Annotated in this window: 17 protein-coding genes; 11 read left to right on the top strand and 6 right to left on the bottom strand. The window is 61.7% G+C overall.

Going from position 1 to position 21,555, the window contains the following annotated elements:
- Positions 1 to 112: 112 nt before the first annotated feature.
- The 3 genes from PLL20_02930 to PLL20_02940 all read right to left on the bottom strand — a co-directional run bounded on the left by PLL20_02930 (position 113) and on the right by PLL20_02940 (position 4,983).
- On the bottom strand, positions 113 to 2,347 hold the full coding sequence (locus tag PLL20_02930; GenBank protein HPD28923.1) for a LamG domain-containing protein: 2,235 nt from the start codon (positions 2,345 to 2,347) through the stop codon (positions 113 to 115).
- Positions 2,348 to 2,918: 571 nt separating this feature from the next.
- Positions 2,919 to 3,542, bottom strand: a complete 624-nt coding sequence (locus tag PLL20_02935; GenBank protein HPD28924.1) for a response regulator transcription factor — start codon at positions 3,540 to 3,542, stop codon at positions 2,919 to 2,921.
- Positions 3,532 to 4,983, bottom strand: a complete 1,452-nt coding sequence (locus PLL20_02940) for an ATP-binding protein (GenBank protein HPD28925.1) — start codon at positions 4,981 to 4,983, stop codon at positions 3,532 to 3,534. The genes PLL20_02935 and PLL20_02940 overlap by 11 nt, the downstream gene beginning before the upstream one ends.
- 854 nt (positions 4,984 to 5,837) lie before the next feature.
- Here PLL20_02940 and PLL20_02945 point away from each other — a divergent pair.
- From PLL20_02945 to PLL20_02955, 3 genes are all read left to right on the top strand, one after another.
- Positions 5,838 to 7,826: a cation-translocating P-type ATPase gene (locus PLL20_02945; GenBank protein HPD28926.1), complete on the top strand. Its 1,989-nt coding sequence runs from the start codon at positions 5,838 to 5,840 to the stop codon at positions 7,824 to 7,826.
- Between the two features lie 237 nt (positions 7,827 to 8,063).
- Complete coding sequence (locus PLL20_02950; GenBank protein ID HPD28927.1) at positions 8,064 to 8,855, top strand: MotA/TolQ/ExbB proton channel family protein; 792 nt, start codon at positions 8,064 to 8,066, stop codon at positions 8,853 to 8,855.
- A gap of 29 nt (positions 8,856 to 8,884) precedes the next feature.
- Positions 8,885 to 9,709, top strand: coding sequence for an OmpA family protein (locus PLL20_02955; protein ID HPD28928.1), 825 nt, complete (start codon positions 8,885 to 8,887; stop codon positions 9,707 to 9,709).
- Between the two features lie 3 nt (positions 9,710 to 9,712).
- On the opposite strand, the gene PLL20_02960 is transcribed toward PLL20_02955, so the two are convergent.
- A complete protein-coding gene (locus PLL20_02960) occupies positions 9,713 to 10,543 on the bottom strand; it encodes a hypothetical protein (protein HPD28929.1) in 831 nt (276 codons plus the stop codon).
- Positions 10,544 to 11,296: 753 nt separating this feature from the next.
- Between PLL20_02960 and PLL20_02965 the strand changes: the two genes are divergently transcribed.
- From PLL20_02965 to PLL20_02980, 4 genes are all read left to right on the top strand, one after another.
- Positions 11,297 to 12,034, top strand: a complete 738-nt coding sequence (locus PLL20_02965) for a uroporphyrinogen-III synthase (GenBank protein HPD28930.1) — start codon at positions 11,297 to 11,299, stop codon at positions 12,032 to 12,034.
- A 159-nt stretch (positions 12,035 to 12,193) separates the two neighbouring features.
- Positions 12,194 to 12,874, top strand: a complete 681-nt coding sequence (locus PLL20_02970) for an MBL fold metallo-hydrolase (GenBank protein HPD28931.1) — start codon at positions 12,194 to 12,196, stop codon at positions 12,872 to 12,874.
- Positions 12,875 to 13,014: 140 nt separating this feature from the next.
- Positions 13,015 to 13,422, top strand: coding sequence for a bifunctional nuclease family protein (locus PLL20_02975; GenBank protein ID HPD28932.1), 408 nt, complete (start codon positions 13,015 to 13,017; stop codon positions 13,420 to 13,422).
- Positions 13,423 to 13,458: 36 nt separating this feature from the next.
- Positions 13,459 to 14,877 (top strand): hypothetical protein, encoded by a 1,419-nt coding sequence (locus tag PLL20_02980; GenBank protein HPD28933.1) that lies wholly within the window; start codon positions 13,459 to 13,461, stop codon positions 14,875 to 14,877.
- Positions 14,878 to 15,236: 359 nt separating this feature from the next.
- Here PLL20_02980 and PLL20_02985 read toward each other — a convergent pair whose 3' ends face one another.
- On the bottom strand, positions 15,237 to 15,623 hold the full coding sequence (locus PLL20_02985) for a hypothetical protein (GenBank protein HPD28934.1): 387 nt from the start codon (positions 15,621 to 15,623) through the stop codon (positions 15,237 to 15,239).
- A gap of 230 nt (positions 15,624 to 15,853) precedes the next feature.
- Here PLL20_02985 and PLL20_02990 point away from each other — a divergent pair, with 230 nt between their 5' ends.
- Entirely contained in the window at positions 15,854 to 16,696 is an 843-nt protein-coding gene (locus PLL20_02990) for a BtpA/SgcQ family protein (GenBank protein HPD28935.1), read from the top strand.
- A gap of 105 nt (positions 16,697 to 16,801) precedes the next feature.
- Positions 16,802 to 17,023 (top strand): hypothetical protein, encoded by a 222-nt coding sequence (locus PLL20_02995; protein ID HPD28936.1) that lies wholly within the window; start codon positions 16,802 to 16,804, stop codon positions 17,021 to 17,023.
- A gap of 164 nt (positions 17,024 to 17,187) precedes the next feature.
- On the opposite strand, the gene PLL20_03000 is transcribed toward PLL20_02995, so the two are convergent.
- A complete protein-coding gene (locus PLL20_03000; protein ID HPD28937.1) occupies positions 17,188 to 18,963 on the bottom strand; it encodes a phosphoenolpyruvate carboxykinase (GTP) in 1,776 nt (591 codons plus the stop codon).
- A 523-nt stretch (positions 18,964 to 19,486) separates the two neighbouring features.
- Between PLL20_03000 and PLL20_03005 the strand changes: the two genes are divergently transcribed.
- Positions 19,487 to 20,122, top strand: a complete 636-nt coding sequence (locus tag PLL20_03005; GenBank protein HPD28938.1) for a hypothetical protein — start codon at positions 19,487 to 19,489, stop codon at positions 20,120 to 20,122.
- A gap of 199 nt (positions 20,123 to 20,321) precedes the next feature.
- Entirely contained in the window at positions 20,322 to 21,515 is a 1,194-nt protein-coding gene (argJ, locus tag PLL20_03010) for a bifunctional glutamate N-acetyltransferase/amino-acid acetyltransferase ArgJ (GenBank protein HPD28939.1), read from the top strand.
- The last annotated feature ends 40 nt before the right edge of the window (positions 21,516 to 21,555 follow it).

Below are 21,555 nucleotides of genomic sequence, written 5' to 3' on the forward strand. Positions count from 1 at the left end.
GGCGAGACTATGGTAACAGAATCCGAACGAAGAAACCCGCAACCCGGTTCTATCCTTCATTCTCACAACCGCCCTCTGGCGAGCTTGCCCCGGGCCGACCTCAAATGCGATCCTACAGGCTGCAGTCGCTCGGCGGGTTTGCCGGGTCAACTGCGATACCGGGCCCCGTCGCGCACTTCTCGAATTCGCCGAAGTCCACCATGTCCACGGTGCCATTGCGATCGCGATCGAAACACCGGCACGGCTCGCGTCCCTCAGGAAGGGAGACTTCGGTCATGCACGCCTGAAACCGGGCGAAGTCCGCTTGGTCCACGTCCTTGTCCTGGTCCGCGTCAGCCCAGACAGCGCGGGCCCCGCACGAATACACGTCCAGCGCTTGAGAGGCGTTCAAGGCCTTGTCGAAAATCATCACCTCATCGAGCAGCCCGGCGAATTCGTCCGCCGGCGCGTTCGAGGTGAAGGAACCGATGGTCATTTCGGTGACCGCCGTGGGGTTCTGCATGATGCCCAGACCGGTCGCTTCCTTATCCAGGACTCCGTTGAGGTACCATCTGACGGTGCCATTGCCCTCGTCCGTATAGACCACGATCCAGTGCTGGAGGGTGTCCAACTGCGAAGCTGTAGTAGTCGTGACGTTCTTCCTTGCTCCTCCGGTGTCGTAGAACCTGAACGTCAGGGGCGAGTTGGTGGTCATTTTCGCCCCCCAGAATCCTCGCTGAATAAGCCAGGATTCCTTGACCACAGTGGGCTTAATGAAAAACGCCAGGGTCAGTGCCGTATTGACCGCACCTGCCTCGGGCGGGACGGTGATCGAATCCCCGATCTGGTCCAGGGGATTAGGCAGGAACAACCCTCGAGTCCCGTTCAGCGGATTGTCGGCGAAGCCGATCGTGCCCACTGGAATGCCGTGGTACTCGTGACCAGAGGAGTCAACCGTCTGGTCGTCGAGCCGGTAGTAGGCCCGAAGCCCCGGCACAGAGATGATTGATGACGGGCTGACGACGTCGAGCCAGACTCTGGCGTTTTCCTGATCCGAAGGACTGCATGCGGCGGTGACAAAACAGAGGTCGCAAGAATAGGTTCCCAGAGCAAGGCCCGACGGGTCGATCGTCGCGGTCACCGTGTCGGAATCACCGTTGTTGAGCGGGCCGACCGTGCTCTTATCGATCGTCAGCCACGCGCACGGGGTCACTTTCTCGATGTCGTACGAGACGTTGTCCTTCCCGGGGTTTGAGACGGTGAAGACCACGGTGTCCACCGGATCATTTGAACCCAGGACGTAGGCGCGCGCCGCTGCGTGCGGAGTCGCGTCGACCCTGCAACCGATGATCGTCAGGTCGATCTGCCGGATTATCTCGTAGGGTTCGGGACTGCGGTCGTCGGTAAACTTGATATAGGCCGTGTGGAGACCGTCCGACAGCGGCGTCCCGCCCGGGTTGACGTCGATCGTCGCGGTGACCACCTCCTGGCCGTGGGCCGCGACAGTCAATTGCGATGCGCTCAACGACAGCCAGTCGTAGTCGAATAGAGCCCCGTTCGCATCGACCTCGGCGATATCGGCCGTATGTGAACCAAGCCCGTCGCCATTGGCCACCGTATAGGCGATAGGTCCCGGGGACGTGCCTTCTTGCAGGGCGGTGAGGTTCTGATTGAGACCCGGCGTGACTGAGATCGGCCAAGCAACACCACGGGCGTAAAGCTCGGCGATTTCACCCGCGTCGAGCACGCGGTTCCATATGGCCAGCTCATCCAGCTTGCCGTCATAGTAGCCCGCGGGGTCTCCTGGCTCCTGCCCGACCGTCATCACACCGCTCGAGCTGTGGCTCAGCGGAGCCAGGCCGCTGGACACAGTGCTGATCAGTACCCCGTTCTTGTAAGTCTTGGCTACCGCTCCGTCAAAGGTGCAGGCCCAGTGTTGCCAGACGCCGGCGGTCCAGACGCCGTTGGCTGTGTTCAGGGTTTTCTTGCCGGCGGTTGTCTGCAGAACCAGCCCGAACGCCCCGTTGTCCTGGAGCTTGAGGCCCCACCCGCCGACCGCCATGTTGCTCACCACCCACCTCTTGAGCTGCTGGTCACTGTTGATCCAGCAGGCCACCGTGACGGTTGTGCCCACAGAGCCGGGGGCCCCGGGGAACTCCACACGGTTGTCCGTGCCATTGAAGTCGAATGCCTGGCCCACCACCCCCGCCGCATAGGCCGGCGAACCAATAATCGTCCCGTTGTAGCCGTTCTCGGTAGCATCATCGACGTTGTTCTCGAACGGATACCACGCATCGACGTCCGCTGATGCACTTGTGGCAAAGGTGATGCTCACCACGGCCGTTAGTAATGTGAAAAGCTTAGGCATGACAACCTCCTTCCTGAACCAGATGCTTTGGACAGACGAGCAGTAATTCCGCCTCGATAAATCACACCCCGCCGATGAATGCCGCCGCTGGGCCATGCGGCCTGCAATCAAAGCGGCTTTCGGCCCGTGTGGGTTTCAGGCTTGTCTTATCCGGCTACCCGTTTTCCCTGATCTCCGATTCGGACGGGTCCTGGGTCATCCGGCGAACCGCGAGACCCTTTGTGCGCACGCACGGTTTCGCCTCGGCCCCGGCAACTCTGTGTGCTCCGGTACTCGTCGCTCCCCAAACCGGGGGTCGATCTCGAACGATCAATAAGAATTGACTGTCGCCGCCGACAGCAAAAACGATTCTACGACTCCGATTCCCGAAGCGTCAAGACAATTCCTGTCGACTTCGGTGTTCCTGAGGGTTCATCCGTCGCCCCGCAACGGGCGGTGCCGGCGTTGTGCTGAGGTCAAGCCGTCGGCGGGACACGGACGTCCTGGAGTACATCAGCAAAAGATCCATTCAAACTGATATGCGGGTCCGGTCGAGGAGCCCGGTTGGGGAGGGACGCCGGCTGAACGGTGCTCATCCCTTGTTGGCGGGTTCTCTCACCGTCAAGACCATGCGTACGAGTTCGGCCACGCTGCCGGCTTCCATCTTCTCCATGACGCGAGCGCGGTGGGTCTCAACGGTCTTAGCGCTGAGCTGCAGTTGGGCGGCGATTCCCTTGTTGGACATCCCGGATACGACAAGGTCCATTACCTCGCGCTCGCGCGGGGTGAGCAAAGCAACCTTCGCAGCGATGGCGGCGCGAACGGCCTCGTCCCGACGAGTCCGGGCATCCTTGGCCAGCGCCTGGTGGACGCGGTCCAGCAGGCTCTGATCGTTGAACGGCTTGCTCATAAAATCGACGGCCCCGGCGTGCATGGCCCGTACGGCAGAGGGTACATCGCCGTGGGCGGTGATGATGATCACCGGAAGTGTGTAGCCGCGCTTCGCCAGTTGCTCCTGGAGTTCCAGACCGCTCATTCCCGGCATTCGAATATCCAACACCAGGCAGCCGGGCTGATCGGGCGTGTAGGCAGCGAGGAATTCGTCCGCAGAGGAGAACGTCCGGACCCGCAGGCCCACCGACTCGATCAGAAAACGAAGCGAATCAAGGACGGCGGCGTCATCGTCCACCACAAAGACAATGGAATCAGACGGCATAACCGTTCTCTCCATGACAGGTCTGGAGCGCGAAGCGGAAGGTCACGCCCCGGTCCTCATTCCGCGTCACCCACAGCCGGCCCCGATGAGCTTCGATGATCGAGCGGCTGATCGACAGACCGATGCCCATGCCCTCGGGCTTTGTCGTATAGAAGGCGTCAAACACCTTCTTTACGGCGTCGGCCGGCAAGCCGGGCCCGGAATCCTGAATGGCAACCTCCACCTCGCCGGGCCCGCCGGCACTGGTGCTGACAAACACTTCCCCGCAATTCAGGCGGGTGTTGCTCATCGCCTCCAGCGCGTTGCGAACGATATTGAGCACAACCTGCTCGATCTGAATCGCATCCGCCAACACCGGCGGCAGATCCTTGGCCGGCACGAATCGGATGGCGATGCCTCGCACTTTAGCCTCCGGCCTCGCCAGGTCAACCGCCGTCTCGGCGATTCTGTTGATGTCGGCAGGAACCCGTCGAGGCTCGCGTGCGGCCACAAAGTCCCTCAGGCTGCGGAGGATCTGCCCGGCCCGCTCCGCCTGGTTCCCAGCTTCGGCCAGGGCCTGCATCAGCTCGCTCTCATTCCAGGTTCCCGAGCCCAGTCGTCGTTGGCATCCGCGGACGTAATTGGCGACCGCAGCCAAGGGCTGGTTGAGCTCATGGGCCAGACTGGAGGCCATCTCTCCCATGGTGCTGAGACGCGAGACGCGAGCCAGTTCCTCCCGGTGCTGGTTCAGTTGTTCCTGAACCTGATGCCGCTCCGCGATCTTGCCAAGTCGCTCCGCAATGGCGGTCAGAAGTCGACGCTCTTCTGGAACAAAAGGAGCACCATTCTCAGGCCACCGCTGCTCCAAATAGCCTACTTGAACCTCGCCGCAGGAACGCCCGAAAACCAGAATGGGTTCGCTCATCAACCATGAGGTGACCTTAAAATTGCTCGTCCGATACTCGCGACCATCCATGAGCACGCGGGCATAGGCAACATCCGACAATCGCCATGCTTTCGGGATCAATTCCACCGTCTCGCGGATGATGTCCTCGAGTGAGGCGCCAAACCGGTTAACCACGTCGGCCATACCAAACAGGCAGTTCAGCTCGCGGATGCGGTGATCCAGATCCTCGGCCTGGCGGCGGAGAGCTTCGCGTGATTCGTAAACCGACCTGAGCAATGGTCCGGCCCACGCGATGCCTGCCACCATCAGAATGGATATAGCCAGTCCGACCCACTCGTTGGTTAGCTCGGCAGGATCAGCATTCTCGCCGTGCGACAGGTGGTAGCCAAGCAGGTGCGAGTAACTCATGATGCGTCGGGCGGCCATCAGCAGGGCGACGATGGAGATGATCAGCCAAACGGGAGATCTCCCGGTAATGCGCCAAACGCGAACCGCCAATGCGACGGCAACTAGCTGCAGGATTGTTGCCACTGAGGCGACGGTCCCGACAAGCATACGCGAGGCTCCACCAGTCTCAGAGGATGCCGAAGAGACCCGCAAGATCGGCACGAATGCCCCGGACTGGGACAGTCCTGTGGCTGCGGCTCCCGAAAGGGCAAACCCATGCCGGTTTCTCACCTCGGGTATGGTAACCGGTTGCCAAGCGAGCCGCGAGTTCAATGAGACTCAATGGGCAGGCCCATGCCCCGGGTTTCGGATCACCCCTGCCCCATCGGCTGCCTCACCGCAAAACAAGCTCGTAAACCGCCTCCAGTACGCCAGCGGATCGTGATAAACCGCTCGCTCAGCGTTCCGGTCTCCCGGAATGTCCGATAAGCCCAGCTCCCCTCCAGCAAGGTATGTGGCTCCAGTACGGTCCGAAGCACTGAAGTCGCGAATTTCCGGGGCTTTTTTGGGGGACGTGAATCTTCGCCAAAACGGCATCGGACGGGTTTCCGTCTCGCGCAAGGGTACCTGTGAACGGCGCTGTTGCTGAGTTCGTGACAGCCTGGGCGGATGGCGCGGCTGCCTTATGGTTTCGCCGCTCGCTTGCGGTCGAGGTTCTCAAAGAGGCCCCTGAGCCGTCACGGACCCCTGTGTTGGCCTGCCCAAACCAAGCGACAGCCGCCATCGTATGATGTAAGATACGTGGGCTTCGCGCTCGTCGTCCCGACGGCGAAGAAGCCGAGCTGGAACGGACCATCGAGACCTCCAAGGCTGCGGGGAATCGCTTCCAGCAGGTCAGCGACCCAAGCCGGCGGGGCCGACCTTGTCGAGTGGCACCAAGCTGGCCGGCGGCTGATCAGACCTTCGGGCCGGCGAGAGTAGTCGGCCGTGATGACCAATAGCCAGGGAGACAAACCGCGGATATGGCACACGATCACCTCAAAGACTCGATCGAAGCACAAACCGGACGATCCACGATTCTGCTCATCGTAACTCTGATGGGCGGGTTGCTGGTCATCAATTCCTTCGTTGCGGAATGGATATTCCCCGACAAGCAGTACAGCGCGATTTTCGCCCTGATTGGGGCGATCTGTCTGGGGGCGCCGCTGGCGTTCCACTCGCTTAAACACATCGGGCACGGCAACCTGCCGATGGAACTGCTGGTCACCCTGGCCATCGGCGCTGCATTGAGCATTGAGAAGTACCAGGAGGCGGGGGTCATCGCTTTCTTCATGGTCATCGCGACGCTCATCGAGACCCGCACCGCTTTGGGTGCCCGAGCTTCGATCGAATCACTCATCCGGCTGACGCCGACCAAGGCTCATCGGATTCTGCCGGACGGAACCGAGGAGGAGGTCGAGGCCAGACTGCTGAAGGCCGGCGATCTGATCCGGGTGCGGCCCGGGGATAACATTGCCGCAGATGGCGTCGTGGTGGCGGGTGAATCGACCATCAACCAGGCGACGATCACGGGTGAGTCGATGCCTGTGGACAAGACCGTCAACGACGAGGTCTTCAACGGCACCCTGAACTTGACCGGCTCGCTCGACATCCGCGTGACGCGGGCGGGTTCGGAGACGACACTGGGCCGGGTGCAGAAGCTGATCATGAATGCCGAGCAGACACGCATCCCGCTCATGCGGATCATTGACCAGTACGCCAACTGGTACACACCGACGATTATCATGCTGGCTTTCCTGGTGTGGTTCTTTATCCGTGGACCGGAAGGCATGTCGCGGGCCATCGCCATGCTGGTTGTGGCGTGTCCTTGTGCTCTGGTTCTGGCTACCCCCACGGCAATGGTGGCGGCTCTCTCCTGCGCTGCTCGGCTGGGGATCCTGGTCAAGGACGTTTCAACGCTGGAAGGGGCCCGCAACCTGACCGCGATCATGTTTGACAAGACCGGCACGCTGACGACCGGCGAACTGACGGTCACGCAGATGAAACCAGCACCGGGCGTGGACGGGGCGACGCTGCTTAAGCTGGCAGCCTCGGCAGACTCGTTATCCAAGCACCCGAACGCCAAGGCAGTGATGGCCGTCGCCCAGAAGGCCCGGTTGTCGCTGGTCCGGCCGGAGCAATTCGAGGAGGTGACCGGCAAGGGCGTGGCCGCAAGAATCAACGGCGACGAGATCCTCGTGGGGCGCAACACCTTCCTGGCCGATCGCGGCGTCGACCTGGGCCTGCTGAACGACCCCAATTTCAAGGAGCCGGAAGGCATCAGCGTTTTGTACGTCAGCCGCAACGGGCGACTGATCGGCTGGATCGGCCTTGAGGACCGGACCCGCGAGGAAGCCAAGGAGGCGATCGCCGAATTACGGGATCTGGGCGTGCGAGCCATTACCATGGTCACCGGCGACAAGTGGTCGGTGGCCCGACGAGTAGCCGGGGAAATGGGGTGCACCGACGTTTATGCCGAGGTGTTGCCTTCTCACAAGCTCGAGCTGGTCGACCAGATGAAGCGCAAGGGACACCGCGTGGCAGTCATCGGTGACGGAGTCAACGACGCTCCGGCACTGGCGGCCGGCGACCTGAGTGTGGCCATGGGAGCGGCGGGCAGCGACGTGGCCATCAACTCCGCCAGTATCGCTTTGATGAACAACGATCTTCGCCGGTTGCCTTTCCTGGTTCGCCTGTCACGAGCGGCCACCAGAGTCATCTGGCAAAACATGCTGCTCGGTATAACCTACATCGTGGTTTTGGAAACCCTCGGGGCCCTCGGCAAGATCTCGCCGATGTTGGCGGCGTTTTTGCATGTGGTGGCCAGCGCGATCGTGATTTTCAACTCCGCGCGTCTGGTTCGGTTTGGCGAACATCTGCAGACGACCGAACCCCCCTCGGCCGAGCGACCGCCGGTCAAGGCATACGGCGGTGCGCGTTCGGCACCCTCGGCAGCCCCCATGCCGGCATGATCGATGGTTTATCGGCCTGTGCCCGTTGCGTCATTGTTGTGTGAAGCCCGGCCAAGCCGTCCGATATGGGTTCGCTCGCGCTCATCAGCCCGAGGAGTCTTTCCCGCGTTCTCATTGGTGTAGAGCAGCCCCCAGTGAACCGATAGCAACTTCGGAGGCGGGCTTGCCGCGCGCCCGCCATCGAGTCGGGAACCTGGTCGTCAAAGCGGGCATTATAGGAACCGCCGAGCCAAGTACATGGATCTAGCGACCTTAATAGGATTGGTTGCCGCGATCGGCATGGTGGTCTGGAGCCTGTGGGTCGGAACCAGCGGCCAAATCAGTGTTTACTGGGATACTCCGTCGGCCATTCTGGTCCTTGGCGGAACCGTGTTTGTTCTCCTGACGACCCAGACGGTAGAGCGCTTCCTGCGACTTCACAAGGTGTACATGCGGGGATTCTTCGGGAAGGCCATGACCATCCCGGAAACCATCGAAAAGCTTGTGACGCTCGGGGAGCAGGCCCGCCGCGAGGGGGTATTGTCACTCGAAAACGCCCTCAACGAGATCGAAGACGAGTTTCTCAAGAACGGGATCAGGCTGGTGATCGACGGCACGGCCGCCGGCGAGATCGAACAGATTCTCACTTCCGAGATGGAAGCCATGGACCAGCGGCACAATCAGGGCAAGAGCATCATTGATATGGCCGCCAAGTATGCTCCGGCCTTCGGCATGATCGGGACACTGATGGGGCTGGTTGCCATGCTGCGAAACATGGACGATCCCAAGGCGATCGGGCCAGGCATGGCGGTCGCGATTCTGACCACGTTTTACGGGGCGATCATTGCCAATGTGCTCTGCCTACCGCTTTCCGACAAGCTGTCCTATCGAAATGAGGAGGAGATGCTGTTGAGAACGGTAATGATGAAAGGCATCTTGTCGTTGCAGGCCGGCGACAACCCGCGAATCACCCAGGCCAAGCTGGCGGTCTATCTTCCCGTGGACAAGCGGGCGTTGATCAACGGCGTCGAGGGTAAGAAACGGCAGTAGCGGGGTCAACCGCTCAGCAGGAACGCGCCATGGCTCTCTCGAAGAAACCTGCGGCCGAAGGCGCTCCGGCGTGGGTACTTACCTACGGCGACATGATGTCGCTGTTGCTGTGTTTCTTCGTTCTGCTGGCAGCCTTCGCCGACTACTCTCCGGGGGGCGGCACGCCGACGCCCGAGTTGAAAAAAGCACTTGAATCCATCCGTGCCGCCTTCGGAGCGGGGGGCACGATCGGCCCGAACGATGAGATCGACTACCAGGCGTTGATCAAGAAGCTGGAGGCCATATCGTCGAAGGAAACGGGTGGTTACCGGGGTGACACGCGAGAGGAAGGCATCTACGGCAAGCATTTCCGGCTCCGGAAGATTCGCGACGGCATGGAGATCACCATGGGCGGTCCGGTGGTGTTCGAGCCGTTCTCGGACAAGCTGACCCCGGAGGGCAAGCAAGCCCTGGAACAGATCGCCGAAACGGTCCGGGGCCACCGCAACAAGATGGAGATCCGAGGCCACGCGGCGGAGGAGCCTCGGCCGGCGGACTGGACCGATGATGACGCTCTGCAGCTCTCATTTCGAAGGGCCAAGGCAGTGGCTGATGAGCTTGTCCTGCGCGGCGTGGACCGGCGGGCACTGGTCTGCTCGGCCGTGGGAGCCAACGAGCCGTTGGCAACAGGCGTCTACGACGTGAACAGGCGGGCCCAGGCGCGCCGCGTTGAAATCATCGTTCGTGAATCGCTGATCGACGATTACGTCAAACCGTCGAGCGAACAAGACGCTCGCGCCAAGATACTGGCCACGCCGCCCACCAGCACACCCTCGACGACTCCCAGCGCTCCGGCCAGTCAAGACTCGCCCTGACGCCTAATCGTGCGTCGGGGCCCCGGCCGGTTCGGCCATCGGCTCCTCTCGCACTTCGTAGCCCGGCAGGCTGGGAAGATTGACCTCGCTGGCGGCCATGCCTTTGTTCAGTCGGACGTTGGAGAACGAGGCAACGATCTCCTGCTTGTCCTCCTTAGCCACCGTCGCAACCCGAACCGGTACGTCCAGCGTCCGGTCGATGTGGAAGTGGACTTTGCCGTAGCGGCGATCCAGTTCCGTTCCCGGCAACGGTGTGCATTCCAGGTGATCCGAGTTCGGCGGGTCTGTCGGGCCGGGAGCAACAAGCTTGATGGTGAAGTGACGAATGATGTCACCTTTCTTCTGGCCGAAGGGCATCGGGAAAGGCCCCTTGCCAATTCGGAAGAGATCTTCGGCCTTCTCGCCCGGTCCCACGACTTCTCGCTTGATCACCTGTTTCGACCGCTCACGGACCTCGATGTACCACCGACCGTCAAAGACATGCCACTCCTTCTCTTTCTCGACCACCCCTTCGACGATGCACTCATCGAAACGAATGAAGAATCGCGGGCTGGGCTTGTCTTCGATGAAACGAAGAACACCCTTGTACTTCTGCTCGTAATCGATTAAAGGGTCTTTCTTGATATACACCAGATCGGCCTGCACATCGCGCACATCCTTGTTCTCCAGCCGGTCGAGGATCTTCTCGACCGCCGGATCCAACGGCGCGGGTTGAGAGGCGGGCTCAGTTGCCGGGCGGCTCGCCGAAGGCCCCTCCTCGCGGCTTGCCTGCCCGCCGGAGGCACCGCAGATCAAACAAACCGCCGAGAAGCACGCGATGAATCGTACACCCATCGTCACAATCCTTTCAGAACCAAGATCTCGTGGCGACACACGCGCACCGGCCGCGCGCTCATCCCCCAGAATTGTAAATACCGAGTGGCGGGGTAACAAGATCCGGGTGCACCCCGTTTTCGGTGGCGTTACGAAGGTAGGGTATGGTCAGAATCCGCGCAGCGCATGAGACCTGCCGACGATTCTGTCTTACCCGCCGCAACCATCGACCGATGTCGCCACCGTTTCAGAAACATGCCCATAAGACTCGGATCACCGAATGAGTCCGTGACAGAAGCGGCGGCACTCCTCGCGGCTGACCCGGTTGTCGTGAACGCAAGCCAGACCGCTTCAGCGGTCTTTCCCGAAGGGCAAAGAGGCCGCCTTTGGCGGGCAAACCCGCTGAAGGGCCTTGATCGCCCAACCTGGACCGGTCGGCATGCCCGCCGAGACTGTCACGCACCCTCACCGAATCGCCCGCGGACCCTGTCGGCAAGGTCAGACAGTCTGAGCTTCCGCGCCCGTTGTTCACGAGGTACCATCTATCGGCAGCACACCACTGGGGCTTGCCGGCCAGTGCGCAATTGACCTAAGCGGACCGCCTTTTTGCACGCCGCAGCTCAAGCGCACTGCGATCCAGAAGCATTCGAGCAGGCCGCACGGTTGTCGGGCCGTAAGGTTCTGTTAGAGGCGACACCGGCATCAGTCGAAAGGAAGCCAATGGAGTCGCGCAGTCTTCAACCACTACACGGTCGGACGGTCGCGGTCACCCGCATGCGTGATCAAGCGGACACTCTCGGCAGGTTCCTGCGGTCGGCCGGCGCGGAGGTGATCGAGGCCCCGACCATCGAACTCGGTCCGGTCGAGGACTACCGCAAGGTGGATGACGCCCTGCGACATCTCGATCGCTACCAGTGGCTGGTGCTCACCAGCGCCAACGGCGTCGACGCGATGTGTGACCGGATCAGGGCCATCGGGCTCGACACCCGCTGCCTGGCTCGGGTGAAGATCGCCGCGATCGGCTCTGCCACGGCCCGGCGGCTGACCGAACAAGGTGCGCGGCCAGACCTCGTGCCCCCCGAAGCGGTCGGTGAATCAATGGCCCAGGCACTGGTCGAACAGGGAGTGCGGGGCAGCCGCATCTTGCTGCTTGTGGCCGACATCGCCCGGACGCAACTGCCCGACGCGCTGCAAGCCGCCGGTGCCCAGTGCGACAGTCTGGCCATCTACCGGACCAAACGGCCTGCGGCCCTGCCTGCGGTCTTCGTTGAGCGACTCGATCGCGGCCAGATTGACTGGATCACGCTGACCAGCCCGTCGTCGTTCGTCAACCTGTTGTGGTTGCTTGGGCCGCAGCACTGTGAGCGGTTGCACACCGTGGGCCTTGCCAGCATCGGTCCGGTCACCACACGGGCCATCCGCGAGGCCGGGTATTCGGTGGCCGCCGAGGCCGACCCACATGATATTCCCGGCTTGGTCTCGGCCATTATCGACGCCTCAACGCGAGACTGAAACCCGTTTGAGTTCGTCCCAGCCTGTCGGGACCCCTCCCACCCGTCTTTGAGCTTTGATCTTTTCCTGCTGCAGGCCCTCGCCCATGGCTCAACGCCTCGGTTAGAATGTGGCGGTCGCTCGTCAACCCGAGTGCCATCTGTACGTTGAGGAGAACGTATGAGTCTGCAATACCGGGTCATCAGTATTGGGACGCTGAGCCGAAACCGTTTCTGGGGCGAGACCGAGCCCAAGCGATTTCCACACGCCACCACAACGCTGATCCGGGCGGACAATGAAACGATCCTCGTGGACCCTAGCCTTCCGGCGGAAGTGCTGGCACAGCGGCTGGAGGAGCGATCAGGTCTCAAGCCTGAGCAGATCCAGGCGGTTTTCCTGACCACATTCCGCCCCATACATCGACGCTCCCTGTCGCTCTTCTCCGGAGCCACGTGGCTCATGTACCGGCCCGAGATCGAGGCAGTACAGGCACACCTGAACGAAATGCGCGAACGAGCCCAGGAGGGACCCGAGGACCCGGAACTCTGCAAGCTGCTGGATGAGGAGGAATCTCTTGTGGCTCGTATCGAGGCGGCCCCGGAACACCTGACAGCCCAGACTCATCTTTTTCCCGCGGTCGGTGCAACGCCGGGATCAGCAGCTTTGCTGCTTGCCTTGCCGACGCAAACCGCCGTCATCACCGGAGATGCGATCGTCACTCAGGAACACTTCGCGGCCGGGCAGGTATACGAGCATGTGGCCATGATAGAAGCTGCCCGCAAGTCGTTCGAAGACATTCTAGAAGTGGCCGACGAGGTGGTTCCCGGTCACGACAATGTCTTTCGCATCGGTGGCCTTTAGTCCCCCCAGAGGCGTTTGTCAAGCACAGGGGCCATCTGGCAGGAAAGGCGTCGGCAGGTCACGAAGCCGCACGGTATAGCTGTCCTTGACACCCACGGAAGGGCTGGGTAGTCTCGACTGCGATGATCGGAGCGTGAGAGATGGAAGTCCGCATGGACCTCGCCAGGATCGTGATCAGCGATACGAGCGAGCAGCAAATCATTGTCCTGCAGGAACACGAGGGCTCTCGCCAATTCCCGATCGTCATCGGGCTGGCGGAAGCTTTGGCCATCGATCGCCGGGTCAAGAACATCAGCACGCCACGGCCGCTGACGCACGACCTGTTGGCCAACGTGATTCGCGAACTGAATGGGGAACTGGAAAAGATCGTCATCCATGATCTCCGGGACCACATTTTTTTCGCGAAGCTTGTGATCCGAAGCAACGGCAAGCTGATCGAGGTCGATTCCCGGCCGTCAGACGCGATTGCCCTTGGCGTGGCGAGCGATGCGGCCATCTACGTGACAGAAAACGTCCTCCGTCAGGTGTGTGAGTCTCCCGAAGCCTGAGGAGGAGAAGGCCCTGCGAACGCTGAAGAGGTAGCAGTGAGCATTACGGGAACCGAGAACGGCTTGTCGACCCGGACAGATCAGTTTCTCCAACTGTGCGAACAGCGCTGGCCGGCTCATCAGCCGCGACCCGCCGTTGTGACGCGCGCTCCTGGCCGGCTGGATTGCATGGGCGGTATGGCCGATTTCAGCGGTGCGCTGGCCCTGCAGACGACCATCGAACAGGGGGTTTACGCAGCCGCCGGTCGCCGCGACGACCAGCGAATTCGGGTTGAGTCGGTGGGCTGGAATCAAGACGGACAGCCTTCCGTCTTCGAGTGGTCTTTGTCCTGGTTTTATCAGTCCGACGGCCAATTCGTCACCGCAGAGACACTCTCGTCGAAGTTCGATGCCTGTCCATGGGCCCGTCACGTTGCGGGCGTCTGTCTGGCTTTACTGGAATCAGGCGATCTTCCGCATCTGGCCGGCGGGGTCAATTTCCTGATCCAATCCGATATTCCGCCTAAGGCGGGCTTGGCTTCGTCGGCGGCTCTGCAAGTGGCGTGCGCCAAGGCTTTGGCTGCTCTGTTCGACCTGGAACTGACGGCACAGCAGTTGGTGCGGGCCTGCCAACTGGCGAACACCGAGGTAGTCAAGAATGAGTCCGGCCTGGTGGATCATGTGACCTGCCTCTTGGGCGAGCCTGATTCCCTGCTGGAGATTCGCTGCCAGCCTCAGGAGGTCATCGGATCGCTGGCGATGCCCAAGTGCGCGGCCTTTGCGGGTGTGTATTCGGGTTTGAGGCTTCCCTTTTACCAGGAACGCTATGCCGACAACCGGGCTGCCTCCCTGATGGGCAGGTACATCATCGAGCAGATCCTGCGGACCTCGGGGGATCCGGGTGAGCTTAACAGCGCCTACCTGGCGAGTATTCCGCCCAACGAATACGTTCGACGATTCCGCAACTATTTGCCGCCCAAGCTTCGTGGTCGTGATTTCCTGGACCACTTCGGACAGCCCCCGGAGTTGGACATCATTATCCGGCCCGGGCAGGTATACAAGGTCCGCTCCCGAACGGAGCACCACATCTACGAGAACGACCGTGCGCACCGTTTCATGGAACGGCTGGCCCGCGTCTACCGCACCGGCGACCTGGACACCCTAATAGAGGCCGGCGAACTGATGTATGCCTCCCACTGGAGTTACGGCCAGCGATGCGGGATGGGAAGCATTGAAACAGACGTCCTGGTCAATTGCATCCGCGAGCGCGGTCCGGCCTGTGGCCTTTACGGAGCCAAGGTCACCGGCGGCGGCTGCGGTGGAACAGTGGCCGTCCTGATGGCCGACACATCGGCGGCCCTGCAGGCACTTTCCGATGCATGTGCCGCATACGCGGCGAAGACGGGCAGGCAGCCCATGTTGCTGAGCGGCAGTTCGCCGGGGGCAATGGCGTTCGGCCACCGGAACATCGGTTGACCGGCCTTGCGAAGACCGGCGATTTCCAGTGACTACAGAACTTGACGGCCGGAAGTCTGTGCGTCTTGGTTCCTTCCGTCGCACCCGACGTGCATTTTGCGCCCATTTTTCCGGCCCCGCCCAGCCGCTTCGATTGCGGCCTTCAATCCCCATCGGACGCCCCTCGTCCTCCGAGCGGATGCTCTGGCCCCAAGTCCCCAGCCCTGCTGCTTTGGTCATGGATCGGGATCACAGTGCGCTTTGGCTGCCGCCTGTAAGAAGTGGTTCGCCTTCGATCACCGGCGCTTGCCGCCCTGAAGCGATCTGACGTCCTTGCCCGGCGCCGATGCCCCCGGTTTCCTGTGACATTTCGTCCGGTCTTATCCTGGTGCAGACGAGGTGGCCGGCTCGCGACGATCGATCTCCACCTTGAGGGCCACGAGATTCCGCTCGCCCTCTCTCTTTTCCACGCGGCCGAGCACCTTTACCCGATCGCCGATTCGCACGTCATCAAGGCTGGCGGTCACGCCGTCGATGAAGATCTCCGCCTCGGGAGAAAGCCGTCCGTGAATCTCAACCGGCTTGCGGTGTTTCTCGCTGAAGTAGGACATCGAGACCTCACCGCTGGTCTTCTCGATCCTGGTGACCTTCCCGGAAATCTGGTCGTATTCGGGTAATTCCGAATCCTCTCCGCATCCGCCAGCCAGGAGAGCACCGAAGAGCAACCAGAAGGCAAAGATGACGACAATTGAGGATCTCGTGGTCATAGGGGCACCTTCTCAGTATCGTCAGGCAAGCTTCAATCGATGGGCCGTCTGAAGCCGGCCGGTGTTGCCGATGTTCGTATACCTCATCTGGCCTTGCCTTGGCAAGTTCTGACCCTCTCTTCTGGCGATCCTTCATGGACCGGATCCTGATCGGCCATCGGCTCGCCCGCTTGTGGCATCCCTGCCGCCTAACGCCTATAACGTACTCGATTGGGCTGGAGGAAACGAGCATGGCGGATGGGCCTTCTCAGGTGGAAGAGATGTTCGGGGTCGGCAAGGCCCTTGTGGGGATGGTTCACGTGGGCGCATTGCCCGGCACGCCGCTGTTCTCGCGGCCGATGCCGGCGATCATCGAGCAGGCCGTCAGCGAGGCTCGACTGCTGGCCGACGCGGGCTTTGACGGCATCATGATTGAAAACATGCATGACCGGCCGTACCTGCGCCAGAGGGTCGGGCCGGAGATCGTCGCGGCCATGACCGCCGTTCTCGACGCCCTGCGCGCGGCGGTCAGCAAACCGTTGGGTCTTCAGATTCTGGCCGGGGCTAACCGCGAAGCTCTGGCGGTCGCGGCCGCCGCCGGGGCTTCTTTCATTCGCGTTGAAAACTTCGTTTTCGCCCACGTTGCCGACGAGGGCCTCATGTCCGAGGCTGATGCAGGCCCATTGCTTCGCTACCGGCGAGAGATTGGTGCCGAGCACATTCGCATCTTCGCCGATGTGAAGAAAAAGCACTCCGGCCATGCAATCACCGCCGACGTGAACATCGCGCAGGCGGCCCGGGCGGCGGCCTTCTTCGGGGCGGACGCCATCGTGGTCACCGGCCCGATGACGGGCGAGGCCGCGACAGTCGGGGACGTCCGGGAAGTGGCTGCTGCCGTGGAAATCCCCGTGGCCATCGGCTCAGGCATCACCCCCGACAACCTGCCGGTCTTCTGGGACCTGGCGGATGTGTTTATCGTGGGCTCTTTCATCAAGCAGGACGGGCGATGGTATCACCCGCCCGATCCTGACCGGGTCAACGCCCTCATTCGGGCCGTCAACCAGCTCCGGCGAGTCCAAAGGTCCGGACTCTGAAGAATCGGCTGGCCATAGGGGAAGTGGAGGACTAGAATACGGGCACAAAACATGGGAGGCGTGGGCCTGCCCAGTATGAGGTGAATTCACCGCGGAGAGACGCTCATGACAAGATTGCTGAGGTTGATTATGTCGGTTGGCATAGTGGTCGCCCTGGCCGGTTGTGCGGCTACCGATGGCGGCAGCACGCAGAGGCAGGCGAGCGAGCAACCCGGCGTGGCAAAGGTCTCGTCAGAGACCGGCGGCGAGAAGGCGGGCTGTCCGAAGACCAAGTGCTGCGGTGAGAAAGCCGCCGGCTGTTGCCACAAGCCCTGCGAGAAGAAGTAGGCTTCTACAGGTCAGCACTGCATTCGAGCGACGCTCACGCGAGCTGCTTCGGCGGCTCCTGATACTTGCGCTGGCAACCTACCGTAATCAGCAGCATCGGTTGAAAAAGGGGCGGGCACTCGGCCATGCAGGCCCGCCCACTCTTATGCGCATGCCGTCCTCGATCAGGTCATCAGCCGTCGTTTGAGGCTTGCCAGTTCATCCCGCAAGGCATGCGGCAGTCGGTCGTTGAAAAGCTTGTAGAACTCCTCGATGTCCTGTGTTTCCTTGAGCCACGCCTCGCGATCGACGGTCAGCAGCTCCTGCAAGACCTCTTGTGTCAAGTTCAGGCCGCCCAAGTCGAGCGAATCGGGCGTGGGCACGTAACCGATAGGCGTGGCGGTTGCTTCCGCCTCGCCCCGACACCTGGCTAGGACCCACTCGAGTACGCGGAGATTCTCGCCATAACCGGGCCAGAGGTACTGGCCGTCCACGTCCTGTCGGAACCAGTTGACGTGGAAGATCTTGGGCGGCTTGGTCATCTGCTGGCCCATCTGCAGCCAGTGCATGAAGTACTCGGCCATGTTGTAGCCACAGAAAGGCAGCATGGCCATGGGGTCGCGGCGCACCTCGCCTTGTTTGCCGTACTGGGCAGCCGTCCGCTCCGAAGCCATGGTCGACCCGATGAAGACGCCGTGCTGCCAACTGTAGGATTGGTAGACCAGCGGCGCCAGTCGGGCCCGCCGCCCTCCGAAAATGATGGCGGAAATCGGTACGCCGTGGTGGTGCTCCGTTCGGAAGCTGTGCGATGGACACTGCGACAGCGGCGCGGTAAAGCGAGCGTTAGGATGCGCCCCGAGAACGGGCTTGCCGTTCGCGTCCCGCATATCGGGTGTCCACGGATCACCCTTCCAGTCGATTCCCTTGGCGGGGGGCTCGCCATCGCCGTCCTCCCACCAGACCGTCTTGTTGTCGGTCAGCAGAACGTTGGTGAAGATCGTGTTGCGCCGGACCGTAGCCATGGCGTTGGGGTTGGTTTTCGTATTCGTCCCCGGCGCCACGCCGAACATACCTGTTTCGGGATTGACGCCCCAGAGCGCACCGTCGGTGTCTATTCGCATCCAGGCAATGTCGTCACCCACGGTCCAGATCCGGTAACCCTTGCGGGTCATGCTTTCAGGGGGAACAAGCATTGCCAAGTTGGTCTTGCCGCAGGCACTCGGAAAAGCGGCGGCGACGTACTCGATCCGTCCGGACGGATCTTCGATGCCCAGAATCAGCATGTGCTCGGCCAGCCAGCCTTCCTTGCGGGCGGCACAGCTTGCCAAACGAAGGGCCATGCACTTCTTGCTGAGCAGCACGTTGCCCCCGTAGCCCGAGCCGACGCTCCAGATGGTATTGTCCTGCGGGAAGTGCAGAATCAGACGGCGTTTGTCATCGAGGTCCGCCTTGCCGTGCAAGCATCTGGTAAACTCGCCGTCGGCGCCCAACTTGTCCAAGACGGCCTGCCCGCAGCGGACCATGATCAGCATATTGAGTACGACGTAGATGCTGTCGGTGAGTTCGACACCGTACTTGGAGAAGACCGACCCGACCGGTCCGAGCGAGAAGGGAATGACATACATGGTCCGTCCCTTCATCGAGCCCTTGAAGATCTCGGCGGCTCGGCGATATCCCTCTTCTGGAGGCATCCAATTGTTGGTGGGCCCGGCCTCCTCCTTCCTGGGCGTGCAGATGTACGTGAGGTGTTCCGTTCGGGCGACATCATTCTTGGCCGTGCGGTGATAATAGCATCCGGGGTACTTCTTCTGGTTAAGCTTGATCAGCTCGCCGCTGGCTACGGCCTCGGCCGCAAGCTGCTCGCGCTGTGCGTCGCTGCCGTCGATCCAGACGATCTTGTCCGGCCGGCACATGGCTGCCATTTCCTGCACCCAAGCGTTGAGTTTTGCGTGATTGGTCATGTCGCCTCACCTCTTTCGGTATTCCCGACGGGTCCTTCTCCTTCACGTTGTCCGGGGACCATTCGTGTTCTGGTGACGGCACGTTGGTCCCTGCGGACGCGCCGTCACGACGCCCCGGCCCGGGGTGACAGGCGCACAAGTACCCCTGGCCGAAATCGACCCTTTTGTCGCCTGATGAACCCTGTTAGGATCCCGGAATCACGCCAAACCGGTGGTACACGCGGCTGGCAGACCGATGGGAGGCCGGTCCCGATCTCTCGTCGGACCGGCTCACTAGTGCCTCAGGGCGGTCCGAAAGTCCACAGGCAGAATCTCATGCTATCCGCCCGGCGGGAGCGCCGCAAGTCGGCTTCGACGGTGCCCTCGTCGGTCAAGGCAGGTCTGCCAGAGCTGTGCGGGCCGTATCACGCCTGGATCCACAGGGGCGCCGGCTGGCCCGGACAACCGAGCGTCGGGTAAAATCCCGTCTTGAGCACGTGAAGGCCGCAAAGACAACCCATGGGGCTCCGGAGGGCACCTGGCCATGTACAGCCGGTCCGAAAACGCCGCAACAATCGTTCGGGGAAACGCAAGGGGGTCTCTGTTAGAGGCAGCCTTGCTGCTGGCTATCGGATTCTACTTGCGATGGAGCGGCCTCGAGGGGATCAGTCGCTCACAACTGTACAACTGGTCTGTCGACGTGGTGGTCTGGACATTCCTGATAGGGGGCTTCCTGATCCTGGGGGTTATGCTTCTCTGCTGGACGGGCCGGCCGTGGGCATTGATCGTGGATGGACTAGTCAGTCTCCTGATTGGGGCCGCGCTGGTGGGTTGCGGCATCGTCTGGCTGATCCACTCGGACATCCAGGGTATCCTCATCTTGCTCTCTGGCCTCCTTGTCCTCAGTGCCGCCAAGGGGAGCTGGGCCAACTACCGCCTGGCCCTGCAGGCAGTGACAACGGTCCCTTCCGGAGAACCTTCCTTGGTGAGGCCGGTGGAAGAGGCGGTGCCTGCTGTACCAGACCCTCAAGCCAAGGCCGAAACCATGGAGCGATTGCTGTCGACCAAGCAGGCTCGACCGGCCGTTCCTGCCAAGGTGGATATCGCTCGCAAGGACGAGCCGGTCCCCGACGGATTCCTTGCCCAGCTTGGCAGGGAGCAGGACCCCAAGGGCGAATAAGCATGGCTTCGCGTGATTTGACGCCCGATTCATGCTAACATTTTCCCCCGTTTCGCCCCGGAGCGCGTGTGAAAAGGGTAAACAACGCGGCAGGTCTCGGTCGTTGCGGCGACCTCGACTCTGTCGTCCAACATGGCTCCGTTGCCCTTTGCACCGGCTCCTGATTTACTGGGATGAACTAAGCTGGGTGTGTGAGATCATGCACAACGACACCATCACCGCTCCGGCGGGTTTCAAGGCCGGTGCGGCCGCCTGCGGGATCAAACAGGTCAACAAGCTCGACATCGCGGTACTGGTCGCCGATGACATCTGCCCGGCAGCCGCCATGTTTACCTCGAACCGCTTCTGCGGGGCCCCTGTCATTGTCGGCCGGGAACACACCCGCCGGGGCCGTCTGCGGGCTCTCGTGGTTAACAGCGGCTGCTCGAACGTGGCCACGGGCAAACGCGGCATCGCAGATGCCCGAGCCATGTGTCGGCGGCTCGCCGAAAGCATCGGTGCCAAACCGATTGAGGTCTTGCCGTCGAGCACGGGGGTGATAGGCCGATTTCTTCCCATGGACAAGATCCTTCCGGGGATCGATGCCGCCCTTGAGACCTTGTCGGCATCGGCCGAGGCCGGTGAGCGGTTTGCCCAGGCGATCATGACCACGGATACCCGGATGAAGCAGGCCTGCGAGCGGGTGCGCATCGGGCGGACCCTGATCACCGTTGCCGGTTGCTGCAAGGGCAGCGGAATGATCGCCCCGAATATGGCGACCATGCTGGCTTTCCTGACGACTGATGCCGGGGTGCCGCCGGCAGTGCTCAAGAGACTGCTGAAAGAGGCGGTTGCACCAACCTTCAACCGGGTCACTGTGGATGAGTGCCAGTCCACCAGCGACACGGTGGCCATCATGGCCAGCGGGGCGGCCGGCGATCTCAACACCCGACAAACGGCCTCATTTTCCAAGGCCCTGAGAGCCGTCTGCGAGTCGCTCGCCCACCAGATCGTCCGCGATGGAGAAGGAGCCACCAAGGTGCTGGAGGTGATCGTCCGGGGCGCAAAGTCTCCCGCAGATGCCCATGCGGTGGCACGGGCGGTGGCCGTCAGCCCGTTGGTCAAGACGGCGGTCCATGGCGGAGATCCCAATTGGGGTCGGATCGTCCAAGCCATCGGGGCGACCTCTGTGACCTTTCGCCCGGAAAAGGTAACCGTGAGACTTGGCAAGGACCTGCTCTTTGCCAAAGGCGCTCCTGCTCCCCGCCTTGATCTTGTCAAGCTGGCCGAGGCGATGAGGCAACCTCACGTGAGCTTGATGATCGACCTTGGAGCGGGGAAGGCAGCCGACCGGGTGCTGACCTGTGATTTGTCGCGGGAATACATCGCGATCAATGCCGATTACACCACGTAGGATTCGGGCTGCCGCAGGGGTCATCCCTCGCCATCGAGCA

This window comes from Phycisphaerae bacterium (assembly GCA_035384605.1).
In the GTDB taxonomy this organism is placed as follows: Bacteria; Planctomycetota; Phycisphaerae; order UBA1845; family PWPN01; genus JAUCQB01.